Consider the following 22,895-nt stretch of genomic DNA (forward strand, 5'->3'; position numbering starts at 1 on the left):
GACGGTTCCGGTGAGACGCCCCACCGGCGGCGCCTTCCGGGGACGACCTCCTGGGCGAGGGGGGCGGGCGCCCTCCTCCGCACCCCCGTCCCGGTGAAGTCGCGGTGACCTCCTGGACGGGGGTGCGGGACGAGCCGGTCAGTCGCTCGCGCCGGGCAGTCCGGCGAGCCGGGTGAGCTCACCGGCGCGGGTCCGCTCCACGGCCCCGGCGAACGCCCGGGTCTCCCGGTCGGCTCCCGATGCCTGCTCGCCCCGCGCCACCCGGACGGACTGCCGGAGGTACTCGCCGATGTGCCCGGCGAAGAGCCCGTCGAACGCGGCGCCCTGCGCCCGGTGCAGCACCGCGAGTTCGGCGGCGGTCACCATGCCGGGCATGTCGTGCCCCTCGTGCACGTTGACCGGGGGCGTCCCGGACCTCTTCAGCAGCCCGCGCAACGTCCGCAACTGGATGCGGTGACCGGCGCCCGTCTCCGCGGCGAACCGGGCGACCTCCGGGTCCGCCGCCCGCTCCGCGGCCGAGGCCAGCAGGTCCAGCGCCTGCTCCGTCATCGGGATCATCAGCTGCAGCCAGGCGACGTCGGTGGCGTTGAAGACGTCCGGCACCGCACCGGCCGCGGTGGACGACGGAACCGGGTGCGCCGCGGCCGGATGCGGCGGCGGGTCCGCGGCGGTGCACCTCGCGACCAGCAGCAAGGCGACCGCCGCGAGCACCGGTGCTCCGACGGTGCTCGGTCTCATCTCCGTCCCTCTCCTCCGGGTCGTTGCGGGCCGTTCCGTGCCGTTCCGGGTCGTTCCGGGTCGGGCGAGGCGGAACCCGGCGCGGACCGGGCCCCGTCCTCGCTTCGAGCGTCGGATCCGAACGCGGTACGGCGACCGTCCGACGGCGGTCACCGGGCGCCTCGGGCACGCCTCAGGGAGTGCCGTCGGCCCCGCACTTGACGATCGGGCGGATGCAGTCGCGCACGCGCCGCTCCATCTCCTCCTCCGGCCAGGCGTTGAAGAAGTCGCCGTGCATCGTGAAGCCGGGACCGGACGCCAGGCGGAACCGGGCCGGGTCGCCGTTGACCGGGTAGCGCAGGACCTGGCGCAGCTTCGGCACGATCACCGGGTGCGACGCGGGGCAGGCCCCCGCCACCGGGTAGGCCATGTGGCTCTTGTGGTCGGGCGAGTCCAGGTCCTTGCCGTTCCAGCAGTGCGGGAAGTCCAGGTACGACTCCAGCATCGTGCCCGCCGGGCAGTTCACGAAGTTCTTCGACGACCCGACGTGTCCGGCGTGCAGGCAGGACCAGCGCGCGTTGCTGGTCTCGTCGGGCCGCGTCGCGCGGGCGTTGCCCGCCACGATCCTCAGCCCCAGGGGAAGCGGTCGCGTCCGGTTCATCAGCTCGTCCCGCACCCCCTCGCCCAGGTAGTAGAACGTGGTCCCGGTGGGCTCCACAGGGGTGTCGCCGTCGTACAGGGTCGGCACCCAGTAGGACGACAGGTCGGTCTTCGGACTGCAGGTGGTCCCGCCCTTCCGCAGGCTGCCGAGGTCGGAGTGGGCGTCGGTCGAGGTGTTGCCGAAGAAACTGTGCATGTGCGACCCGCCGGGGAGCCCGGGGAACACGATCGGGTCGTCGGGCCGCCGGTGCGTGAACGGGCACTCGGCGACGAACTCCGCCACCCGTACGGCTCCGGGCGGGACGGGGCCCGTGGGGAGCCTGGACGGGCTCGCGCTCGACGACGGCTTCGGCGTGGTGCCCGGAGACGGCTTCGCGGTGGAACCCGCCGTCGGCTTCGCGGTGGGCTTCGCGGTGCTGCTCGGGGCCGGGGTGGCGGTGGGCTTCGCGGTGCTGCTCGGGGCCGGGGTCGCGGAACCGGTTCCGTAGACCTGGAACTCCCAGAGCGAGACCCCGTACGGAGAGGAACGCCTGGTGGTGTCGAGGCGGACGTAGCGGGCGGTGCCCGTCACGTTCACGGTCTGCCTGCCACCGGTGCCCGCGGTCGTGCGGTGGACCGTCGTCCACCGGCCTCCGCCGTTGGAGGTTCTGATCGTGAAGGCGGTGGCGTACGCCTGCTCCCAGTCCAGCACGATCCTCGTGATCGGCTTGGCCGCGCCCAGGTCGACCTGGAGCCACTGCCGGTCGCTGAAGGCGCTGGCCCAGCGGGTGTCGGTCCTGCCGTCGACGGCGGCCGCGGCCGACAGATCGCCTCTCTCCGTCGAAGAGGCGCCGACCGGGCGGCCCTGGGACAGCGGAACCCCCGCCGCAGTGGCTGTTCCGGCCGCACCGGCCGGGCCCGCGGTGTTCACCAGGCAGGCGCCCACGACGGCCGTGAATGCGCTCACGAGCGCGAGGCGCCGGGTTCGCCGGGCCGTACCGCGAGCCGAGGCGGTATCGCGCGGCATGGTCTCACTCATACAGACGGTGTCCTTTCATCGCGTCCGGTGCCGGACGCATTCGCTCCTGTACCGGAGACCGCCGGACGGGTATCGGACAACAGAAATCCGGAAAGAACACTGCAGATTTCTCACGGTCCGCCGGCCGCCGGCGGCGCCTCCCCTCCGGACGGTCGGCGCGGCCCCGTCCCTGAGACCTCCGGTCTTTCCTTTCGCGGACTTATCGAGAGAATTGCCCCGGCCCGGTGCGTGCGGGTCCCGCGGTGACCACGTCACCACGGTGACCACGGTGGTCGCAGTGACCACGGTGGTCGCGGTGACCACCGGAGACCACCGAAGACCACGGAGGCCACGGAGGCCACGGAGGCCACGGAGGCCACGGTCGGGCGGCCGGAGAGCCGGAGAGCCGGAGAGCCGGAGAGCCCGACGGAGAACGACGGAGAACGACGGAGAACGACGGAGAACGACGGAGAACGGAGTGCGATGCCCGGAGCCGGGAGGAGTGGACCGGACACGGCGCTGGTGTCCGCCGCGTGCGGCGGGGACCGGCGGGCGCTGGACGCCCTGGTGGCCGATTCCCTCCCGCTCGTCTACAACATCGTCGGACGGGCCCTGAACGGGCATCCCGACGTCGACGACGTGGTCCAGGAGACGCTGCTCCGGGTGGTCCGGGGCCTGCCCGGTCTGCGCGACCCGGAGGCGTACCGGTCCTGGCTGGTGTCCATCGCCGTCCGCCAGGTCCGCGACCACGAGCAGGACCGCCGGGCGGCGCGGCACCGCAGGACGGACCTCGACACCGCCGAGGAGGTGGCGGATCCCGCCTCCGACTTCGCCGCCGTGACCATCCTCCGGCTCGGTCTCACCGACCAGCGCCGCGAGGTCGCCGAGGCCACCCGCTGGCTGGACCGCGACGACCGGGCGTTGCTGGCCCTGTGGTGGCTGGAGGAGACCGGCGAACTGGGCCGCGCCGAGCTCGCCGCCGCCCTCGGCCTGTCCACCCGCCACGCCTCCGTGCGCGTGCAGCGCATGAAGGAGCAGGTCCGGACCGCGCACGCCGTCGTGCGGGCACTGCGGGCCGAGCCCGGCTGCGGGGAACTGCGCACCCTCGCCGGGAGCTGGGACGGGGTGCCCGGCCCGCTCTGGCGCAAGCGCTTCGCCCGGCACATCCGCGGCTGCGGCCTCTGCGAGCGGCGCGCCGCCGGTGCGCTGCCCATCGACCGCCTGCTCAGCGGCCTGCCGCTGCTGCCGCTTCCCCTGGGCTTCGTCCTGGACCGCCTCCCCGCCCCACCGGTCGCCGAGGCCGGGCACACCGCCGCGCACCTTCCCGCGGATCCCCTCGCGGGTTCCCCCTCCGGCCCTTTCACGGACCTCCCCGCGGATCCTTCTGCGGACCTCCCCGCGGATCCTTCTGCGGACCTCCCCGCGGATCCTTCTGCGGACCTCCCCGCGGACCTCCCCGCGAGGGGAGACGGCGTCCTCCGTTCCGGAGGAGACGGTGTCGCCTCCTTCCGGGGAAGCGGTTCCCGGGGCGCCCACGCCCTTCCCCCGGCGCGACCGCGCGGGCTGCCGTCCTCCCTGCCGAACGGCGCGGGCGCCGTCGCCGCGGCCGTCACCACCGCGGTGGCCGTCCTCGCCGTCCTCGCCGGTGTCGCGGTGACCGGGCGGCCCACCGCCCCGTCCGCCGCCCCGTCCGCCGCCCCGTCCGCCGCACCGGTGGCCGGCCCCGGCACGGCGTCCCGTACGGCCTCCGCGACGCCCCCGCCGGAGTCGCCCGCACCCGAGCCCTCCCCGGCCCGCCGCAAGGCCTCCCGCACGCCCGTCCCCCGGGTCCCCGCGGCGGCCTCCGCCAAGAAGGGCGTGGGCGTGTGGCGGGCGCCGGGTGCCGGCACGGCGCTGGCCAGGTCCGGCGCGAGCTGGTACTACACCTGGGCCACCCACCACGACGGCATCGCCGCCCCCTCCTCGGCCCGGTTCGTCCCCATGATCCGCACGGCCTCCGACGTCAACGCCTCGGCCCTCGCCCAGGCCAGGGCCGCCGGGCCGTACCTGCTCGGGTTCAACGAGCCGGACCTGGCCGAGCAGGCGGACATGAGCGTGGAGGAGGCCCTGTCGCTGTGGCCGCGGCTCATGGACGCCGGCCGGATCCTCGGCAGCCCCGCCGTCGCCTACGGCGGCGACACCCCGGGCGGCTGGCTGGACCGCTTCATGACCGGAGCCGCCGAACGCGGCCACCGCGTCGACTTCATCGCGCTGCACTGGTACGGCGGCGACTTCCGCACCGAGGCCGCCGTCGCTCAGCTCCGGTCCTACCTGCAGGCCGTGCACGAGCGCTACCGCAAGCCGATCTGGCTCACCGAGTACGCTCTGATCGACTTCTCCCGGGGCGCCCGCCACGCCACCGACGCCGAGCAGGCGGCGTTCGTCACCGCCGCCCACCGCATGCTCGCCTCCCTGCCCTACGTGCGGCGCCACGCCTGGTTCGGGCTGTCCGCCTCAGCGACCGGCCCCGGCAGCGGGCTGTTCCGCGCCGACGGGACCCCCACCCTGGCCGGCCGCGCCTTCCGTGCGGCCCGCTGACCGCGCCGGGGGCCGGGTCCACCGCCTGCCGAGGCGCTGGGCGGGTGCCTCGACCAGCCGGTGGGTGAGGTAGGCGAGCGGCACCAGGATGAGGAAGTACCGCGGGAGGTCCGGGCTCATCCGCAGCAGGAGCGGGTGGAGCAGGTAGAGGGAGAAGCTGATCACGCCGAGGTGGGTGAGCCACCGGGGGAACCGCCGGTTCCGCAGCGCGAACGCGCCTCCGAAGGATCCGGCGGCCAGCACGATCGCCGGCGCCCAGCCGGGGTCGTCCTTGGCGAGGGCCCCGCAGGCCACGACCGCCGCCACCGCGGCGAGCGCGGTCCGCCACCGGATCACGCCCCGCTCGGCCCGGTGCACGGCCGTACCGGCGAACATCGCGGCCAGGACGGTCAGCCCCTGCCACGCGCCGATCCTGCTGCCCAGGACCACCAGCGCCAGACCGAGGAGCCCGCCCGCCACCGCGGCGGCCGTACGCACCCGCCCGCGCGCCCGCGCCGACACCGCGACGGCCGCGAGGACCGCGACACCGAGGAGCGCGGCGGCCGGGTCGGCGCGTCCCCGGATGACCGGCCCCGGCAGCAGGAGGCCGAGCGGCACGGCCGACAGCGCCAGGCCGATCGCGACCGCGGCCGACCGGTGCGCCTGCCGTACGGTGAACAGCCCGGCCGTGATCAGGTAGAACGCCATCTCGTAGGAGAGCGTCCACATCACGCCGATGACGGCGGGCACACCGAGCAGTTCCTGCAGCATCGTCACGTTGCCGAGGACGACGAGGGGCGGAGGCCGGTCGTCCAGGCCCGGGTGGAGGGCGAACGCCCCGCCGTGCGCGAGCAGGAACGCCAGGGCCAACGCGACCAGCAGCAGGGGCAGGAGGCGGAAGGCCCGGCCGGTCCAGAAGACCCGCAGGTCGCCGCGCCGCTCCAGGGAGGCCGGGATGATGTAGCCGCTGACCATGAAGAAGACGAAGACGCCCCAGGTGCCGACGTCGACCCTGCGGTCCACCCCGGCCCACGCCTCGGGGACGAAGGTCCACGCGGCGTGGTGCAGCGCGACGGCCAGGGCGGCGGGACCTCGGAGGGCGTCCAGCCAGGCCAGTCGGGGAGGAGTGGGGGTCATTCGCCCGACTTTAGTTATGAATATCGGCACACGGACACCACACAACCGTGCGCGGGCGCATCACCCGAACGGGCGCATCACCCGAACGGGCGCATCACCCGAACGGGCGCATCACCCGAACGGGCGCATCACCCGAACGGGCGCATCACCCGAACGGGCGCATCACCCGAACGGGCGCATCACCCGAACGGGCGCATCACCCGAGCGGGCGCGTCACCCCGCCTGGAGCAGGGGCAGCAGGACCTCGTCCACCGTGCGGGTGACGAACTCCTCGTCGAGGGGCTCGCCGGTCAGCAGCAGCCGGTGCCAGAGCAGGGCCTTGGTGACCTCGGCGAGCACCGTCACGCGGGCCTCACCCGTGATCTCCCCCCGCGCCCGGGCGCGGTCCAGCAACGCGGCCACCTCGTCCGCACCGGACTTCAGCATGTGCCCGTGGAGCAGCCGCCCGAGCTCCGGGTCGCTGCGGATCGCCGGGAGCAGGCCGAGCACGATGGCGTGCTTGCGCTCGTAGATCCGGCAGAACACCGGCAGCCCCGCGGACAGGTCGCCGCGCAGGGTCCCGGTGTCGGGCAGCGGCCGGTGCTCCACCGCCATCCCGTGCATGGCCGCGGCCACCATCTCGGCCTTCCCCGTCCAGCGGCGGTAGATGGTCGCCTTGCTCGCCCTGGCCCGGCGGGCCACCTGGTCGATGGACATGCGGTCGTAGCCGACCTCCGACAGCAGTTCCAGGACGGTGCCCAGGATCGCCCGCTCCCGCTCGGGGTTGAGATTGCGCGCGGCGCCCCGGCCGTCCGGCGCCCGGCCCGGTTCCCGTGCCGTCATCCCTGGGTCCCCCTCGCCTGATCCGCCTGCGTACGGCCCGGCCGCCCTACGAGCGCCGCACCCGTACGACCGCACGAGCACGGAGCCCGTACGGCTCCGCAGACGGGGTCACGGATGGACCCCGCCCCGGTCGAACGCCGAGAAGCGTACTCCGGTCAGCGCCTCGGACGCCTCCCAGAGCCGGCGGGCCGCATCCCGGTCGAGGGCCCGGGCGGCAGGGCTCACCCGGGTGGGGTGTCCGCGCCGCTCGGCGAACCCGTCCGGGCCGAAGAAGTCACCGCCGCTGACACCGGGGGCCGCTGCGGCGTACAGCGACGGCAGCGCACCGGCGGCGGCCGACTGCGCCGTCAGCGTGGCGAGGGTGACCAGCAGCCCGCGCAGAGGGTCGCCGGTCCGGGCCAGGTTGGTGCGGGCGACCCCGGGATGGGCGAGGACGCTGACCAGCTCCGTCCCCGCCGTCCCGGCGCGCCGGTGGAGCTCCAGGGCGAAGAGCACGTTCGCCAGCTTCGACTGCGCGTACGCGCTGAACCTGCCGTAGCGGCGCTCTCCCATCAGGTCGTCGAAGTCCATCCGTCCCGAACGGTGCAGGCCGCTGGTCACCGTCACCACCCGGGCACCGGGCCGGGCGAGCAGCTCCGGCAGCAGCAGTCCGGTGAGTGCGAAGTGTCCCAGATGGTTGACGCCGAACTGGCGCTCGAACCCGTCCGCCGTCGACTGTCGGGGCAGCGCCATCACCCCCGCGTTGTTGACGAGCAGGTCGAGCCCACGGGACCCGCCGTCCGCGGTGACGCGGTCCGCCGCGAACCGGCCGATCGAGGCGAGGTCGCCCAGGTCGAGCGCGCGCCACTCGACGCCGGCCCGGCCGGTCTCCGCCCGGATCCGCGCCGCCGCTGCCTCGCCCTTGCCCCGGTCCCGGCTCGCGATCACGACATCGGCGCCGTGCCGGACCAGCTCAAGGGCGGTGTGGAACCCCACCCCCTCACCGGCCCCGGTCACCACCGCACTCCGGCCGCTCAGATCGGGGATCTCCGCGGCGGTCCATCGCGCCATTCTCCCACCTCCCATAAGTGTACGAAACGGTTTCGTACACTCGGCGACGATATCCGCGCCCCGCCGTACGGGCAAGCCCTCCGGAGTCGGGTGCGGGAAATGTCAATCAGACTAGACATGATGTAAGAAATGTCATACATTGACCGATGCCCGGGATTCTTCACCCCACCCCCTTTCCCGCCGCCCGGCCGCCCGGCCGCCGACCAGCCTCACCGAGACCGTTCCCGCCGCGAAAGGATCACGTCATGGACCGCCACCCTGCACCGGAGGCCGGGGACGACCACGTCCCCATGACCTCCGAGGAGCGCAACACATGGCTGTACGCGATCCTCGTGCCCGTCACGTCGCTGGCGTACTTCGCCGTGGTCGTCCCGCGCCTGTTCGAGCAGCCCGCCTCGGAGGTCTCCTGGGTGGGGCCGATGCTGTGGGCGGTCGGCGCCTCCTTCGCCGGCTCCATCGTCGGCTCGGTCCTGCTGGGCGTCACCGCCCGGAGCGCCGAGGCCGCTCCGGACGTGCGGGACAGGGAGATCGAGCGCCACGGCGACCGCATCGCCCAGGCGATCACCGCCTTCGGCGCCGCGGCGGTGCTCGCGCTCGCGATGCTCGAGGCGGACCACTTCTGGATCGGCAACGCGCTGTTCCTCATCGGCGCCGTCGGGGCGACCTGGGGGGCGGTCGCGAAGATCCGCGCCTACCGCGGGGCCTTCCATGGGTAAGCCCACCCGCGTCACCAACCGGATCCGCGCCCTGCGGTTCGAGCGCGGCGAGATGACCCAGGCCGAGCTGGCCAAGCGCATCGGCGTCACCCGCCAGACCGTCATCGCCATCGAGCAGGGCCGCTACTCCCCGTCCCTGGAGATGGCGTTCCAGATCGCACGGGCGTTCGAGGTCCCGCTCGACGACGTCTTCCAGTACCCCGGAGACCAGGGCTGACATCCACGGGAGCATCCGACCGGCCGGACCGCGACCGCCGACCGGGGCGACCGGGGCGACCGGGGCGACCGGGGTAGGTTGGGTCCGCGATGAACCTTGAGCCGACACCGCACCGCACGGTCGACGAGAACATGATCGAGATCCCCGCCGGGAAGATCCTCCTGCGGGACGAGGGAACGAACACGAACTGGAAGGCCGAGGTCGGAGCCTTCCGGCTCGCGCCGTACCCCGTGACGCGCGAGCTGTACCGCGCCGTCCTGGGTGAGGCGCCCACGAGCCCGGCCGGGCCGCGGACGCCGGTGACCGACGTCTCCTGGCTGGAGGCCGTCCGGTTCTGCAACCTGCTCTCGCGGGAGACGGGACTCACCCCCTGCTACACGGCGGGCGACGACCCCGACGGGCAGGACGTGGTCTGCGCCCCGGAGGCCGGCGGCTACCGCCTGCCCACCGAGGCGGAGTGGGAGTACGCCTGCAGGGCCGGGAGCTCCGGCGTCCGCTACGGGGAACTGGACGAGATCGCCTGGCACCGGGGGAACTCCGGCGGCGCGGTGCACGACGTCGCGACCCGGGCCCCGAACCCCTGGGGCCTGTACGACATGATCGGCAACGTCTGGGAGTGGTGCTGGGACGTCTACGACCCCGAGGTCTACGGCCCGTACCGCGTGTTCCGCGGCGGGAGCTGGTCCGATCGGCCGCACGGCTGCCGGGCGTCGTGCCGCCGCAAGAGCCACCCCTCCTTCCGCGTCGACGACCTCGGCTTCCGCCTCGCCCGCTCCCTATGACCGGAGATCGACCGGGCGGACGGACGGCCGAACGCACGGGCGGGCGGACGGGCGGGCGGACGGGCAGGCGGACGGACGGGCGAAACAGACGGACGGGCGAAACAGACGGACGGGCAGGCGGACGGGCGGGGAAGCGACCGGCTGGACGGAACGGCCGATCGACGAGCCCCTCACGGCCGCCGACAGGGCCCTTCGCCGATCATCCGGAACGGAACCGGTTGCTACGGTGGTGCCATGACCGCCATGGCGCCCGCCCGCACCGAGCCGGACCTGTCGTTCCTGCTGGACCATGCCGGCCACGTCCTGAGAACCCGGATGGCGGCGGCGCTCGCCGAGATCGGGCTGACCACGCGCATGCACTGCGTGCTGGTCCACGCCCTGCAGGGGGAGCGCACCCAGATCCAGCTCGCCGAGCTCGGCGACATGGACAAGACCACGATGGTGGTCACCGTCGACGCCCTGGAGAAGGCGGGACTCGCCGAGCGCCGCCCGTCCAGCACGGACCGGCGGGCCCGGATCATCGTGGTGACCGAGAAGGGCGCGGAGGCCGCCAGGCGGAGTCAGGAGATCGTCGACGGCGTGCACCGGGACGCACTGGCCGCGCTGCCGGCGGACGAGGCCGAAGTACTCGTACGGGCCATGAACCGCCTGGTGACAGGCCATCTGGCCGTCCCCGCCGAAGCGCCGCAGGTGGTCCGGCGGGCCAGGCGGAGCACGAAGTGAGCCCGAAAGTCGATCCATAAGGGATCGTCTATAACAAAACATTCTGCTACGGTCTCTCCTGTTCCCTTCCGAACAGGAGAGACCGTCATGCCGCACACCGCCCCCTCCCTCCGGCCCGGCCGCACCGCCGCCCCGCCCAGGTCGCGCCGGCTGGCGCTCACCGTGCTGTCCACCACCATGTTGATGACGATCCTGGACGGCAGCATCGTGACCGTGGCGATGCCCGCCATCCAGCACGACCTGGGTTTCTCGCCCGCCGGGCTCAGCTGGACCGTCAACGCGTACCTGATCGCCTTCGGCGGGCTGCTGCTCCTGTCCGGCCGGCTGGGCGACCTCGTCGGCCGCAGGACCATGTTCCTGTCCGGCACCGCGGTCTTCACCGCCGCGTCGCTGCTGGCGGGAGTCGCCACCGGGCCAGCCGTACTGATCGCCGCCCGCTTCGGCCAGGGCGTCGGCAGCGCCATGTCCTCCGCCGTCGTGCTGGGCATCCTGGTGACGCTGTTCACCGAACCCGCGGAGCGCGCCAAGGCGTTCGGCGTCTTCAGCTTCACCGGCGCCGCCGGGGCCTCGATCGGCCAGGTCCTGGGCGGGGTCCTCACCGACGCGTTCAGCTGGAACTGGATCTTCTTCATCAACCTGCCGATCGGGCTGGCCACGATCGCACTGGCGGTCCGGGTGCTGCCGGACGAGCGCGGGGCCGGGCTCGCCGCCGGCGCCGACGTCCTCGGCGCGGTGCTGGTCACCGCCGGGCTGATGCTGGGCATCTACACCGTGGTCGGGATCGAGCGGTACGGCTGGCTGTCCGCGCGCACCCTGGGTCTCGGCGCGGTGTCGCTCGTCCTGCTGGCCGCCTTCACCGTCCGCCAGGCGACCGCCGCGACCCCGCTGATGCCGCTGCGCGTCCTCCGCTCCCGCAACGTCACCGGCGCCAACCTGGTGCAGATGCTCACCTTGTCGGCCATGTTCGCCTTCCAGATCATCGTCGCCCTCTACATGCAGCAGGTCCTCGGCTACGGCGCGCTCGCCACCGGCCTGGCGATGCTCCCCGCCGCGGTGTCCATCGGCGGCGTGTCCCTGTTCGTCTCCGCCCGGCTCAGCACCCGCTTCGGCGAGCGGGCCGTCCTGCTGGCGGGCCTGCTGCTCCTGCTCGGCGCGATGGGCTGGCTGGCCCGCGTCCCGGTGGACGCGGACTACGTCACCGACCTGCTCCCGGTGATGCTGCTCGTCGCAGGCAGCGGGCTGGTCCTCCCGGCGCTGACCGCGCTCGGCATGTCCGGCGCCCGCCCCGACGACGCGGGCCTGGCCTCCGGCTTGTTCAACACCACCCAGCAGATCGGCATGGCGACCGGCGTCGCGGTGCTGTCCACCCTGGCCGCCTCGCGCACCGCGGGGCTGCGGTCCGCGGGCGCCGGCGAGGCCGCCGCGCTCACCGGCGGCTACCACTTGGCCTTCGGAACCGCCGCCGCCCTGCTCGTGGCCGCCTTCGTCGTCGCGCTGGCCGTACTGCGGCGGCCCGCGCCGGACCCGGCCGCCGGGAACGGCGGCACCGCACCCGTGGCGGACCCCGCCGCCGGGAACGGCGGCACCGCACCCGCGCCGGACCCCGCCGCCGGGAACGGCGGCACCGCACCCGTGGCGCGTCCGGTCTGAGCGTCCGCCGAGGCGTCCGCAGGGACCCACGGCGCAGCCCGGCGGCCGATGCGGTGCCGCCGGGCTGCACGCTGCGCGCGGCGGACAAGAACGGGATGCGGTTCTAGCCGTTCGTGCACTGACAAGAACATGAGCAGGGCTCTATCGTCCGTTCATGCGAGCAGCATCGTTCCGCATGACACGACGGGCCGCCCCCGCTCTGGCCGCCGCCCTCGCACTCGCCTCGATGACCGGTCCCGGCCCCGCGTCCGCGACCACGGCCAAGACCGCCCCCGCCACCACGACCACGACCACGACCGGGGCCGCCCCCGGGGCCGCGGCCCCGGGCCCGCTGGTCGTCGCCGCCAAGCGGCAGAGCCTGGTCTTCCGCGACGGCGACGGCCGGGAGGTGACGCTGCGCGGGTTCAACGTGTCCGGCAGCACCAAGCTGTACGAGAATTCGCTGCTGCCGTTCCGCAGCACCGCCGACGCCGTGCGCTCGGCCCAGGCCATGCGCGACCTCACCGGCGCGAACGTGATCCGCTTCCTCATCAGCTGGGAGGGCGTGCAGCCGTCCCCCTCCACCATCGACCGCGCCTACCTCGACAGGGCGGTCGAGCAGATCCGCGCGTTCACCGGCAGGGGGATCCGCGTCCTGGTCGACTACCACCAGGACCTGTACTCCTCCCACCTGTTCCACGCAGACAGCTGGTACACCGGTGACGGCGCACCGGAATGGGTGGTGAAGGCCGGCGGCTACCCCAGGGAGTCCTGCGGCATCTGCCTGCTGTGGGGACAGAACATGCAGACCAACGAGGCCGTCCGCCGGGCCGCCCGGGACTTCTGGCGGGACCGGCGGGTCAGCACGCCCGAGGGCGAGGTCGGCGTCCAGGAGGCCTTCCTGCGGCAGGCCACGGCCGCGATGACCCACATCAGGCAGCGGCTGCCGGAGCAGGACTTCGCCGCCGTCATCGGGTTCGACCCCTTCAACGAGCCCTACGACGGGGGCCTCGACGGCAAGAGCGGCCTGGAGTGGGAGAAGACCTACCTCATGCCCTTCTACCAGAGGTTCCGCGCCGCCATGGACGCCGCCGGGTGGGCGGACAAGCCCGCCTTCGTCGAACCCCTGGTCTTCTGGAACACCGGCTTCTTCGAGGAGGGCGGCCTCTCCACGGTCGGCGCCCTCGGTCCCCGGTACGTCTTCAACAGCCACTTCTACGACGGCGCCCGCATGACGATCGACCCGTCACCGGCCTCCGACGGGGTGTACGGCGCGGCGATGAACGAGATCCGCGACCGGGCCCGCACCCTGGCCACCGCCCCCTTCGTCTCGGAGTTCGGCCACAAGCTGTCGGGCAGCGGCAGCGACCGCACGCCGTGGATGGTCCGGGCCGCGTACCAGGCCATGGACTCCGGGGTCCCCGGGAAGAACTGGTGGCGGACCCCCGCCGCCGGAGGGGACGTGCTCTCCTCGACCCAGTGGCACTGGGACCTCTACAGCGGCCGGCACCGCGAGGTGATGAACCGCAACCCCGCCAAGGTGCGGACCGAGGGCGACGCCTGGAACGACGAGGACTTCTCCGTGGTCGCCGCGGACGCGTCGGGCACCCTGGCGACCCGGCTGGACCGGGCGGTGCTGGACCGCCTCTACCCCTCGGCGGTCGCCGGCGACGTGCTGGCCTTCGCCTACGAGGACCTCGCCCGGTCCGGCTACGGCGGCGCCGGGCAGCAGCGGGCCTGGCTGGCCGTACCGTCCTCCCTGCCGAACGTCGCCGCGCTGGTGAAGGACCGGCGGTTCGGCGTCCTGGTCTGGCGCGAACCCGCCGCGGCGCCGAGTGCCCCGACCGAGCTGCACCTGCCGGCCTCCTTCACCGCCGCGACCACCGTCGTGGTCGGCGACGTGGCCACCCGCGCGGGTCTGCCCGCCTCCGGACCGGCGGCGGTCGCGACCGAGACCGGCTCGTCCACCGCCCACCGCCTGCTGCTGAGCCCGTCCGGCGCGGCACCGGGCACCGTGCACGCCGCCCTGGTGGTCGGCGCGGCCACCGGCCCCGCCGTCACCCCCGCCCAGCTGACGGCCGCCGCCGCCGAACTGGCCGCCTGGAAGGACCAGCGCTTCCCCTCCTAATGGGAACTACCGGGTCCGCCTCACTGGCAGACTCGATGCCTGGTAGCCGCTGGTGAGTGAGCACTCTCGCCTCCTGGACCGTGAGTCCTAGGGTCAGATCGTGCCCTCGCCGGTGGTCAGGGGTCTTGATCGCTGATGGGATGTCGTGCCCCCCGCGGGTTGGGGTGAGCACTGGTCCATTAGGTCGCCGACCGGCTCCTGCGGGCTGCTGAAACCGGTGTCGATCACGGAGGTTCGAATGCTGTTCGTCGGAGATGACTGGGCTGAGGATCACCACGATGTGGAGGTCCAGGACGAGCAGGGCCGGGTGTTGAAGCGGGTCCGGTTGCCCGAGGGGATGGCCGGGATGTCCCGCTTCCACGAGCTGGTGGGCCGGTTCGTGCCGGAGGACGGCGAGCCGGCGCAGGTGCTGGTGTGCATCGAGGTCGATCGGGGCCCGTGGGTGCGGGCGCTGCGGGCGGCGGGATACCGGGTGTTCGGGGTGGACCCCAAGCAGGCCGCCCGGCACCGGGAGATCCTCGGCTCGTCGGGGGCCAAGAGCGACAAGGGCGACGCGCACGCGCTGGCCGACATGATCCGTACCCGCCGTAACCAGCTGCGGGAGGTCGCCGGCGACTCCGAGGTCGCCGAGGCGGTCAAGGTCGTCACCCGCGCCCATCAGACGCTGTTGTGGGAACGCACCCGCCACATGCTCCGGCTGCGGGTGGCGTTGCGGGACTACTTCCCCGCCGCTCTGGAGGCCTACAAGCCCCTCGGCCTGACCTCGGATGCTGCGCTGAAACTCCTGGTCAAGGCCCCCACTCCGGCGACAGCGGCGAAGCTCACCGCCGTCCAGATCGCTGCCGCGCTGAAGGGGCGGCGGGATATCCCGGCCAAGGCCGAGACGATCAAGCAGGTGCTGCGGTCCGAGCAACTGGGCCAGGCCGATCTGGTCACCGCTGCCTACGCCTCGACCGTGCGGGCACTGGCCGCGGTCATCGCCACCCTCAACACGGAGATCAAGACCCTGGAAGACGAGGTCGAGGCGCATTTTGGCCGGCACCCGGACGCTGAGGTCATCCTCAGTCAGCCCGGCATCGGCGTCGTTCTCGGCGCCCGGGTGCTCGCCGAGTTCGGAGACGCTCCCGGGCGTTATGCCAGCGCGAAGGCACGCAAGAACTATGCCGGTACCTCGCCGGTCACCCGGCAGTCCGGTAAGACGCGGACCGTTCACGCCCGGTTCGTCCACAACGATCGGCTCGTCGACGCCCTGCACCTGCAAGCCTCCTGCGCCCTCCTGCACGACGTGGACGCCCGCGCCTACTACGACCAGATCAGAGCCCGCGACGTCAGCCACAACGCCGCCCTGCGCCAGGTCGGCAACCGCCTCGTCGGCATCCTCCACGGCTGCCTCAAGAACCACACCCTCTACGACCGGGCGACCGCCTGGTCACACCGCAACCACGACCTCGCCGCTTGACATCCAAGCTCCAGGGATGTCTGACCCTCCGATCCTGACCCTCCGACGGGCAAGGACCGGCGCCTCCCCTCCGACCCTCCACCCCTCCGGCGGGTGCGGCGGGGAGGCGCCCTACAGCTCGGTGAGGAACGTGACGGCGGTGTCCGGAGGCAGGGCGAAGGCCCGGCGGGCCTCCTCTTCGAGCGCATCGTGCATGTCCGAACCGGTGGCCTCCAGTTCCAGTGCCCGCGGCGCCCCCTCCGGGGAGAACATCGCAAGCACCGACGGGCGGTTCAGGTCACCGTCCAGAGGCTCCTCCGCCCGCCGTACGGCGAAGCGCCCGCCGACCGGCTCGACGGTCAGGAGAAGCGAGGTCCGGTAACCGCTGCCGCCGATGAGCAAGGACCCGGAACGGGCGAGTTCCTCGCAGGCGGCCACGATCCCTAGCAGCAGCCGGGGGCCCTTCCGGCGCACCTCCACGAACTCCTCGTGGTAGAACACGCGTGGCGCCAGATCCGGCCTGTCGACGGCCAGGACGTAGCCTCCGACACGACCGGGATCCGTCTCCAGGAAGCGGTCAGCAGCCCCGAGGAGCGCCTCGCGCGTCGAGGCGTCGACCGGGACGACCTCCTCCCCGGCCTTTCCCTCGACGCCGGACCAGTACGGCCTCAGCACGACGGACCAGGCGACGGCCGCGATCACGAGCACCACCGCGGCTCCCGCCCATACGGCCGGCCGCCGGGAGGCTGCCGCTCGTCCCCCATGCGGTTTCGGCATCACAGATCTCCCATCAGCGGTCTGAACGCATGGAAAAGGACAGAATATGGCCGCACGGCCTCGGTCGGCACTCGCCGCACTTCTCTCATCTCCGCCTGGACGGTGCCGATAGGGCGGTGATGCGGATCGGAGAAGGGCGGCGGCGTGCTGGCGATCGTGATCGATGATTCGAGTACCATGCGCCGGATCATTCGGCGGGTCCTGACGCGGCTGGGCTTCTCGGTGTACGAGGCCGCCCACGGCCAGGAGGCCCTCGACCTGCTGGACGAGATCCCGACGACGCCGGACGTGGCGCTGGTCGACTGGAACATGCCCGTGATGGACGGGCTGGAGTTCATCCGCCGGGTCCGCAAGACGGACGGCATGCGCGAGATGTGCCTGATGATGGTGACCACGGAGAGCGAGCAGAGCAAGGTCGTGCGGGCGCTCGCCGCCGGCGCCCACGAGTACGTCATCAAGCCCTTCACGCCGGAGACGATCCACGAGAAGCTCCTCTACATGGGCCTCGACTGCCATCCCGTCGGAGACGACTGAGCCTGATACAGAGGGCGGCGGGCCGAGGCGCATCGCCTGTCAGCCGTCGTACCGCTCACGGACCACGTAGCGGGTGTGGGTCCCGTCCATCCACTCCCGGTCGATCTCCCTGCCCGTCACCCTGCCGACGAGCGCCAGAGCCGACGTGAGACAGGTCGCCAGGGGCGGGCTGTACCCGCTGTGAGCGAGTCCGACGAAGTCCTGCCACTCGTCGGGGACGTCCTCCTCCCCAGTCCTCCCTGCTCTCCAGGCGGGAGATGCTCCGGCTGCCGCATTCTTCTGGGCTCAGGGGAACGGGACCATCCGGCCCCGTCTCAACCGCTTACGGCTCTACGGGGTCGTTCGAGTGATCATCCCGGAGCCGGGCGCCCTCGCCGGAGGCTGGAATTTTCCGCTGTTGATAGACGGTCAGGGCCACGGCGGCAACGGCGAAGCCGACGCCGACGATGGCCAAAGCGACCAGCTGACCCGTGGCGAACGCCAGGAAGCCCGATGTGACCAAGGTGAGAAGTCCCAGGCCCAAGAGCGTTAGAAAACCGTAGGACACATTCTCCGGATCACTCACCGAAGTGATCGTACGGGGTACCGCGGTGGGTCGTCTCCGCACTGACTCGAGAATCAGCCCGTCACCAGGCACGCGGCAGCGAACCCCGACCGGTGAACTCGGGGTCGGAATGTGACGGACGAGGAGAAGCCAGACTGCTGGAACCACCGGAGCGACCTCGGCGAGTACGATCTTCCGGCCGGTCAGCCGTTCGAGCTGCCGGACGAGGGCCCGCCCTCGTCGGTCGCGACCTGATTCTCCGCCCGGCACGGGCGTCGCGGAAGGGACATCGGTGGCTACGAGGGGAAGCTCAACGCCGCGTTCGCTCCGCAGGATGTTGGCGAAACGTTGATTCCTGACGAGGCGGACGGCCGGAACAAGAAAGCCGTCTGACCAGTTTTTCCTGGTCAGACGGCTTCTGCGTGGCGCGGCCGAGAGGACTCGAACCCCTAACCTTCTGATCCGTAGTGGAAGCCCCACACGGCTGACCCACATGCTCTGACCAGCGGGGACGCCCCGACCGGCGCACCCGTGGTCCGGATTTCGGCACGTATTCGGCATGACCAAGCTCTGAGAGCCCTTCCGGCAAGAACATCGGCGCCCCTGGCGCCTTACCTTCCCGCACCCGAGAACGGCTCTCTACGGGGCACTCAGCACCCCTGTTTACGATCAGCGCCGTCATGCGGGAGCGGTGACCGTGCTTCCGCATCCCCCCGAGTCCCGGTGAGCCGCCGCAGAATCCGCAGAATCCGCAGAACCCCGATGGCACGACTGCTTCCGCTGGTCATCCCCATGTCACAGCTCAGCGGGGGAGCCGCCGCAGAATGCCGCGATATTCCGCAGAATCCAGCTCGACAGCCGCCGCGCGGGGCCGTCCCCGAGTTCTGCGGGTTTCTGCGGCATTCTGCGGCTGACGGACACCGACCCGGCTGTAACCCGGTGAACTGGGAAGACGTACGCCCGCAGGGGTTCTGCGGGTTCTGCGGATTCTGCGGCGGCTCTCCAGGGGCGGGCAGGATGGCTCACCCGGACGGCAACGGGCACCAGCGCTTACCGTCGTAGCCTGGAGGGCAATGTTCCTCAGCGAGGGAGCACGATGAGTCAGAGCAACGAGCAGCCCGCTTACCTCCGAATCGCGGATGACCTCCGCTCCCGGATTCAGGCCGGCGACCCGCCGCCGGGCGGCATGCTGGGTTCCGACGCCGTCCTTGTGCGGACGTATGGCGTTGCCAGGGGCACCGTTCGACAAGCGGTCGCCGAGCTGGAGCGTCTGGGCCTGGTAGTAAGCGAGATGGGCAGGGGACGGCGCGTCGTCGGTGGGACGTCCGGTGAGCCCCCTTCCCCCTCGACGCGGTACGAGACCGTAGCCGCGGCTCTGCGTCAGGACATCGCCAGTGGCAAGCTCTCACAGGGCAGTCAGCTCCCCCGAGAGGCAATGCTGGCTGAGCAGCACGGGGTGTCCAAGGGAACCGCACGCCAGGCGCTCCAGATGCTGGCCGCCGAAGGTCGGATCACAGCGGTTCACGGTAAGGGTTGGTTCGTTGGTGACGAGCAGGGCACGCTGACCCGGACTGACGAGGTTGCGGAGTCCATCCGGAAAGCGATTCTTGCGGGAGACTTTCCGAGAGAATCGCGCATTCCCGGGGAATCCGTTCTTGCTGAGCAGTACGGCGTAGCACGAGTTACCGTAAGACGTGCCATAGCCCTGCTGGAAGCAGAGGGAATCGTAGAGAGCAGAAGAGGGGTCGGGCGAATCGTCACCCGCTCTCCTTAATAAATGCTAGACCGTGGACCGCTCAACGAACAGGCAGGCTCCATTGAACGAGTCACAGACAACCATCCCGACCTTCACTGTCTCCGCAGCACGCGAAACTCTCGATGCAGCATGCCGGGAAGTCGGGCTCCACGCAGAAGACGCAATACTCCTCCGCCTAGGAGAGAACGCCATATTCCAGCTCTCAAGAGATAACGTGATCGTCAGAATTGCCCGTAGCGCCGAAGTCCTTCCCGATGCAAGGAAGGAAGTCGCCGTCGCCGAATGGCTGCGCGAGTCAGGCCTACCGGCGGCAGAGCCTGCGGACTATGAGCAGCCGCTAATGACCCGAGGTAGGCCGGTCACCTTCTGGCGCCTGATAGAAAATAACGGCGACAAGGCAAGCGTGAGAGACCTTGCCCGAATTCTCCGACGGCTCCACAGCCTTCCGGTCCCCCCGGAGATCCCTCTGCCCGAGTTCGACATCTTCGGCCGCGTTTCCGAGCGCATCGCTAACACAGAGGCACTCTCGGATCAGGACCATGAGTTCCTTACAGCCCGTCTCATCGAACTACGCGAGAAGTACGAGAGCCTCCGCTATCCACTGAGTCCGTGTGCGGTGCATGGAGATGCCCATCAGCAGAATCTGATCGTTGCCCTCGACGGCAGGGTCTTGCTCATCGACTTCGAGCGGTTCGCCTTCGGTCCACCGGAAACGGATTTGGCAGTCACCGCGACAGAACGCCTCATCGGTTGGCACACTGCCGGAGAGTATGAGAGCTTCACCGACGCCTACGGCTTCGATATAATTTCCTGGGAAGGATTCCCCATACTTCGCTCGATCAACGAGCTGAAAATGACCACTTGGCTCATGCAGAACGTCAATGAGAGCGAAAGGGTCGCCCAGGAGTTCAGGACGCGCTTCGCCTCCCTTCACGACGATGAGGCACCGCGCTCGTGGGCGCCGTTCTAGGCGATTGACGGATACTTGCCGCTTACCAGTTCCCGAAAGCTCTCGACTTCGCGGTTTCCCCGGTATTCCTTCAGGTCGGCGCAGAGATCGGAGACGTATCGGAGGTAGCGCATCGACTTGAGAGAACCGGCAAGCTCAACAGCCTCGGCAGCCAAGGCAGCGGCTTGGCACGGCTCGCCCTGGTGGACGTACGTAGCAGCCTGCACCAGACGGATGAACGCGAGGGTGCGAGCGTAAACGGGATCGGTGAGTTCGAGGCAGCGGCCGACGAATTCTTGCGCGATAAGCGGTTTCCGTAGATCCCGGAAACAGTGCGCTCCCTCTCCCGCCAGTTCAGCGTCATCGAAGTAGCTGATCCACTCGGGATCGTCGGCAACGTTCCGGCTCTCGAAGAGCTTTTCAGCCTCGCGAAGTACTTGGGAGCATGCCGCATCGTCGCCGTTGCCCGCGTGGGCTCTCGCTTCCATGGCGAGAAAGCTCGCCATGGTGGTGCCGCTCGCAACTCCCTTCGAGCCCTCCTGCGCCGCCCTGGCAAGCTGTATCGCCTGCTGGAAGTTCCCCAGGTAGTTCGCCTGGTGGCTCATGTTGCCGAGTAGCCGTCCCCCGAGCATGCGATCACCCGCGGCTTGGGCGAGGCGGAGCGCCTGGATCATGTAGCGCTGGGCAAGCCCGTGACGTCCCAGGTCGTAGGCCGTCCAGCCGAGAAGTTGAGCAACTTCGGCAGCAGCGGAGAACAGCTCTCGCCCAACGGATTCGGTGAACTTCCCTTCCAGGAGGGGGCTCACATCGCGGACGTAGTACTGCGCCAGGGCCGCGCGAGCATGTCCGCCGCCGAACTGGAAGTCCAGCTTCATGAAAAGCTGAGTGGTCATGCGAACGGCCCGGACATCGGACTCTCCCACATTGACCTGCATGCCGTTCCCCGCCGGCAGCGGTTCGGGTCTCGACAGCAGCCACGTCAGAAGTGGCTGCGTCCATGCAGAGGGCACCACGGCAGCCTCTACGGCAAGCGGATCGTCCACCAGATCCCTGCGGGTGAGCCCGAGTAGCCGGGAACCGACCTCGGGTACGGCATCGGCGTACTCAAGCCCCCGCTCCAGGGTCGTCGGTGTGAGCGTCCCGCCCATGCCGATGTCCTCCAGGGAGAACCTCACACCGGCTTTGCGGCTGAGCGCTTCCGCTATGAACTTCGCCGTCGCCGGCCGCGGCTGAACTCCGTCAAGCCAGCGCTTGACGTCCACGTGGGTACACCGGAGGGTCACGCCCTCCTCTTGTGCAACGAGCTGGACCCTTGACGCGAGCCCCTTGTTCGAGCAGTCAGCCCGGCGCATGGCTTCGGCCAACACGAGGTTAGGCATCCGGGACATTCTCACCTCCGATCATGCGGTCAAGGTCAGGATGACCCGCGTCAAGGCCGCTCGACCAGTTCTTCGCCGGAATCCATAGATCTTGTTCGTCCAGCTCAGGGGATAAATCACCCCCGAAAATCACCCCCTGAGCAACTGAGCACCCCCGCGATCACGCTGCCCTCAGCCCTTTGCCCTGCGGTTCTCTGGAGTCAGTCACAGAGACCAAGGCCCCGCACGGCGGAATCCCAAAGAAGCCAAGCCCCAAGCCTTGACTACCCGTGGCTATACATGTTCTATATCTCTTAGAACCTGTACAGCAGGTTCCAGCCGAAAGGGCACTGCGATGCTCCCCACCCCGAAGACCCGCCGTCTCGTCCCGTTCCTGCTCACGGTCTGCGCGCTGTTCTTCATCGTCCGCGACCCGGCCAAGGCCGCGGACGTCGCAACCACCGCTTTCAACGGCCTGATGACCGTGGCCGACGCCCTGGCCGCCTTCGCCGGCGCACTCGGCTGACCCCCCTCACCCCAGCTCACCGACAAGGAGGAACCCGAGATGGGCAAGAAGACCGACTTCGCCGTGTACACGACCAATCACAACGCCGCGTTCACGATGTCCTACACCTGCCACTGCGGACAGCAGGTCATCGGCTACGGCGACGACTCCCAGGGCCTTTTCACCGGCACCTGCGGCAAGGGGCACTCCACGACCGTGATGGCGAGCTGAGGCCACGTCCGGAGCACCAGCTCCGAACTTCTCCGCCCAGCACCACCGGGACGGCCCCCTGAATCCGCCAAGACCCAGGACCGCCCCCTCGACTCCCGAAGGAGCCCACCCACATGACCCGCCCTCTGCGGACCCTCTCTCTTCTCCCCACCCCCAGCGGAAGCCCGGTCCGTCCCGAGCGCCACCACCTGGCCCGGCGCGGGACGGACGAGATCACCGACCTGTGCAACGACCTGATCGACGCCGCCCCCGCGTGCAAGACCACCGACGCGGACCTGTTCACCGGCCCCGACGCCTTCACCGACGAGCCCGAGCCCGCCCGGCTGGCCCGCGAGGAGCAGGCCAAGGCCATCTGCGCCGGCTGCCCGGCGCGTGCCGCGTGCCTGGCCTACGCCCTGGCCATCCGCCCCACCGACGGCGTGTGGGCCGGTTTCACCGCCACCGAGGTCCTGCACCTGGCCACCGACGCGGACCGCGAGGTGGCGTGATGGCCCGCTTCCGCTGCTTCGACTGCGGTTCCCGCTCGTGCAACGCCCTCGGCTGCCGCCGCTGCGGCACCACCACCGGCCGCACCGCGCAGAGCTGCCCGATCCACGGCGCCCGCTGCGTCCGCGCCTGCCGGACCTGCCGCCGCCTGGCCCGCTCCGTCTCCTGCTGATCCCGAGGTGA

Annotated in this window: 24 protein-coding genes; 16 read left to right on the plus strand and 8 right to left on the minus strand. The window is 70.9% G+C overall.

Translation table 11 applies throughout. The annotated features are described in order from the left end of the window. Positions 1-138 precede the first annotated feature (138 nt). Positions 139-738, minus strand: a complete 600-nt coding sequence (locus HS045_RS07895) for a DUF305 domain-containing protein (RefSeq protein WP_196450465.1) — start codon at positions 736-738, stop codon at positions 139-141. A gap of 172 nt (positions 739-910) precedes the next feature. Continuing rightward, positions 911-2,323 carry a DUF1996 domain-containing protein gene (locus tag HS045_RS34270; protein ID WP_307827414.1) on the minus strand — a complete coding sequence of 471 codons (1,413 nt, stop codon included), beginning with the start codon at positions 2,321-2,323 and terminating at the stop codon, positions 911-913. Between the two features lie 534 nt (positions 2,324-2,857). Here HS045_RS34270 and HS045_RS07910 point away from each other — a divergent pair. Next, the gene (locus tag HS045_RS07910) at positions 2,858-4,951 is read left to right on the plus strand and encodes a sigma-70 family RNA polymerase sigma factor (RefSeq protein WP_196450466.1); all 2,094 of its coding nucleotides are present in this window, start codon (positions 2,858-2,860) and stop codon (positions 4,949-4,951) included. On the opposite strand, the gene HS045_RS07915 is transcribed toward HS045_RS07910, so the two are convergent. The 3 genes from HS045_RS07915 to HS045_RS07925 form a co-directional block, all read right to left on the minus strand. Next, on the minus strand, positions 4,868-6,067 hold the full coding sequence (locus tag HS045_RS07915; protein ID WP_196450467.1) for an acyltransferase: 1,200 nt from the start codon (positions 6,065-6,067) through the stop codon (positions 4,868-4,870). The two genes, HS045_RS07910 and HS045_RS07915, sit on opposite strands and share 84 nt — an antisense overlap. A 213-nt stretch (positions 6,068-6,280) precedes the next feature. After that, positions 6,281-6,889: a TetR/AcrR family transcriptional regulator gene (locus tag HS045_RS07920; protein WP_196450468.1), complete on the minus strand. Its 609-nt coding sequence runs from the start codon at positions 6,887-6,889 to the stop codon at positions 6,281-6,283. Between the two features lie 108 nt (positions 6,890-6,997). Continuing rightward, positions 6,998-7,939, minus strand: coding sequence for an oxidoreductase (locus tag HS045_RS07925; protein WP_196450469.1), 942 nt, complete (start codon positions 7,937-7,939; stop codon positions 6,998-7,000). A 245-nt stretch (positions 7,940-8,184) separates the two neighbouring features. Here HS045_RS07925 and HS045_RS07930 point away from each other — a divergent pair, with 245 nt between their 5' ends. From HS045_RS07930 to HS045_RS07960, 7 genes are all read left to right on the plus strand, one after another. Next, complete coding sequence (locus tag HS045_RS07930) at positions 8,185-8,655, plus strand: hypothetical protein (protein ID WP_196450470.1); 471 nt, start codon at positions 8,185-8,187, stop codon at positions 8,653-8,655. Further along, the gene (locus HS045_RS07935) at positions 8,648-8,872 is read left to right on the plus strand and encodes a helix-turn-helix transcriptional regulator (RefSeq protein WP_196450471.1); all 225 of its coding nucleotides are present in this window, start codon (positions 8,648-8,650) and stop codon (positions 8,870-8,872) included. The genes HS045_RS07930 and HS045_RS07935 overlap by 8 nt, the downstream gene beginning before the upstream one ends. A gap of 89 nt (positions 8,873-8,961) precedes the next feature. After that, positions 8,962-9,654: a formylglycine-generating enzyme family protein gene (locus HS045_RS07940; RefSeq protein WP_374191363.1), complete on the plus strand. Its 693-nt coding sequence runs from the start codon at positions 8,962-8,964 to the stop codon at positions 9,652-9,654. A gap of 234 nt (positions 9,655-9,888) precedes the next feature. Continuing rightward, positions 9,889-10,377 carry a MarR family winged helix-turn-helix transcriptional regulator gene (locus HS045_RS07945; RefSeq protein ID WP_196450472.1) on the plus strand — a complete coding sequence of 163 codons (489 nt, stop codon included), beginning with the start codon at positions 9,889-9,891 and terminating at the stop codon, positions 10,375-10,377. An 87-nt stretch (positions 10,378-10,464) separates the two neighbouring features. Further along, on the plus strand, positions 10,465-12,027 hold the full coding sequence (locus HS045_RS07950; protein ID WP_196450473.1) for an MFS transporter: 1,563 nt from the start codon (positions 10,465-10,467) through the stop codon (positions 12,025-12,027). A gap of 154 nt (positions 12,028-12,181) precedes the next feature. Further along, complete coding sequence (locus tag HS045_RS07955; RefSeq protein WP_230883474.1) at positions 12,182-14,134, plus strand: cellulase family glycosylhydrolase; 1,953 nt, start codon at positions 12,182-12,184, stop codon at positions 14,132-14,134. 238 nt (positions 14,135-14,372) lie between these two features. Further along, positions 14,373-15,593, plus strand: a complete 1,221-nt coding sequence (locus HS045_RS07960) for an IS110 family transposase (protein WP_196450359.1) — start codon at positions 14,373-14,375, stop codon at positions 15,591-15,593. Positions 15,594-15,704: 111 nt separating this feature from the next. Here HS045_RS07960 and HS045_RS07965 read toward each other — a convergent pair whose 3' ends face one another. Next, positions 15,705-16,283 carry a hypothetical protein gene (locus HS045_RS07965; RefSeq protein ID WP_196450474.1) on the minus strand — a complete coding sequence of 193 codons (579 nt, stop codon included), beginning with the start codon at positions 16,281-16,283 and terminating at the stop codon, positions 15,705-15,707. 210 nt (positions 16,284-16,493) lie between these two features. On the opposite strand from HS045_RS07965, the gene HS045_RS07970 reads away from it, so the two are divergent. Further along, positions 16,494-16,883 (plus strand): response regulator, encoded by a 390-nt coding sequence (locus tag HS045_RS07970; protein WP_307827415.1) that lies wholly within the window; start codon positions 16,494-16,496, stop codon positions 16,881-16,883. A 322-nt stretch (positions 16,884-17,205) separates the two neighbouring features. Here HS045_RS07970 and HS045_RS07975 read toward each other — a convergent pair whose 3' ends face one another. After that, positions 17,206-17,448 carry a hypothetical protein gene (locus HS045_RS07975; RefSeq protein WP_196450476.1) on the minus strand — a complete coding sequence of 81 codons (243 nt, stop codon included), beginning with the start codon at positions 17,446-17,448 and terminating at the stop codon, positions 17,206-17,208. A 111-nt stretch (positions 17,449-17,559) separates the two neighbouring features. Here HS045_RS07975 and HS045_RS35335 point away from each other — a divergent pair, with 111 nt between their 5' ends. The 3 genes from HS045_RS35335 to HS045_RS07985 all read left to right on the plus strand — a co-directional run bounded on the left by HS045_RS35335 (position 17,560) and on the right by HS045_RS07985 (position 20,153). Beyond that, positions 17,560-17,682 (plus strand): hypothetical protein, encoded by a 123-nt coding sequence (locus tag HS045_RS35335; RefSeq protein WP_255531667.1) that lies wholly within the window; start codon positions 17,560-17,562, stop codon positions 17,680-17,682. An 841-nt stretch (positions 17,683-18,523) separates the two neighbouring features. Then, positions 18,524-19,201, plus strand: a complete 678-nt coding sequence (locus HS045_RS07980) for a GntR family transcriptional regulator (RefSeq protein WP_196450477.1) — start codon at positions 18,524-18,526, stop codon at positions 19,199-19,201. A 43-nt stretch (positions 19,202-19,244) separates the two neighbouring features. Next, positions 19,245-20,153 (plus strand): aminoglycoside phosphotransferase family protein, encoded by a 909-nt coding sequence (locus HS045_RS07985; RefSeq protein ID WP_196450478.1) that lies wholly within the window; start codon positions 19,245-19,247, stop codon positions 20,151-20,153. Here the strand turns inward: HS045_RS07985 and HS045_RS07990 are convergent. Continuing rightward, positions 20,150-21,511, minus strand: coding sequence for a transcriptional regulator (locus HS045_RS07990; RefSeq protein ID WP_196450479.1), 1,362 nt, complete (start codon positions 21,509-21,511; stop codon positions 20,150-20,152). The two genes, HS045_RS07985 and HS045_RS07990, sit on opposite strands and share 4 nt — an antisense overlap. Before the next feature lie 334 nt (positions 21,512-21,845). Between HS045_RS07990 and HS045_RS07995 the strand changes: the two genes are divergently transcribed. The 4 genes from HS045_RS07995 to HS045_RS08010 all read left to right on the plus strand — a co-directional run bounded on the left by HS045_RS07995 (position 21,846) and on the right by HS045_RS08010 (position 22,884). Further along, positions 21,846-22,016, plus strand: a complete 171-nt coding sequence (locus HS045_RS07995) for a hypothetical protein (protein WP_196451171.1) — start codon at positions 21,846-21,848, stop codon at positions 22,014-22,016. A gap of 39 nt (positions 22,017-22,055) precedes the next feature. Beyond that, positions 22,056-22,226 carry a hypothetical protein gene (locus HS045_RS08000; RefSeq protein WP_196450480.1) on the plus strand — a complete coding sequence of 57 codons (171 nt, stop codon included), beginning with the start codon at positions 22,056-22,058 and terminating at the stop codon, positions 22,224-22,226. A 113-nt stretch (positions 22,227-22,339) separates the two neighbouring features. Next, on the plus strand, positions 22,340-22,714 hold the full coding sequence (locus tag HS045_RS08005; protein WP_196450481.1) for a WhiB family transcriptional regulator: 375 nt from the start codon (positions 22,340-22,342) through the stop codon (positions 22,712-22,714). Next, positions 22,714-22,884: a hypothetical protein gene (locus tag HS045_RS08010; RefSeq protein ID WP_196450482.1), complete on the plus strand. Its 171-nt coding sequence runs from the start codon at positions 22,714-22,716 to the stop codon at positions 22,882-22,884. The genes HS045_RS08005 and HS045_RS08010 overlap by 1 nt, the downstream gene beginning before the upstream one ends. Positions 22,885-22,895 lie beyond the last annotated feature (11 nt).

The organism is Planomonospora sp. ID82291, assembly GCF_015711645.1.
Classification (GTDB): domain Bacteria; phylum Actinomycetota; class Actinomycetes; order Streptosporangiales; family Streptosporangiaceae; genus Planomonospora.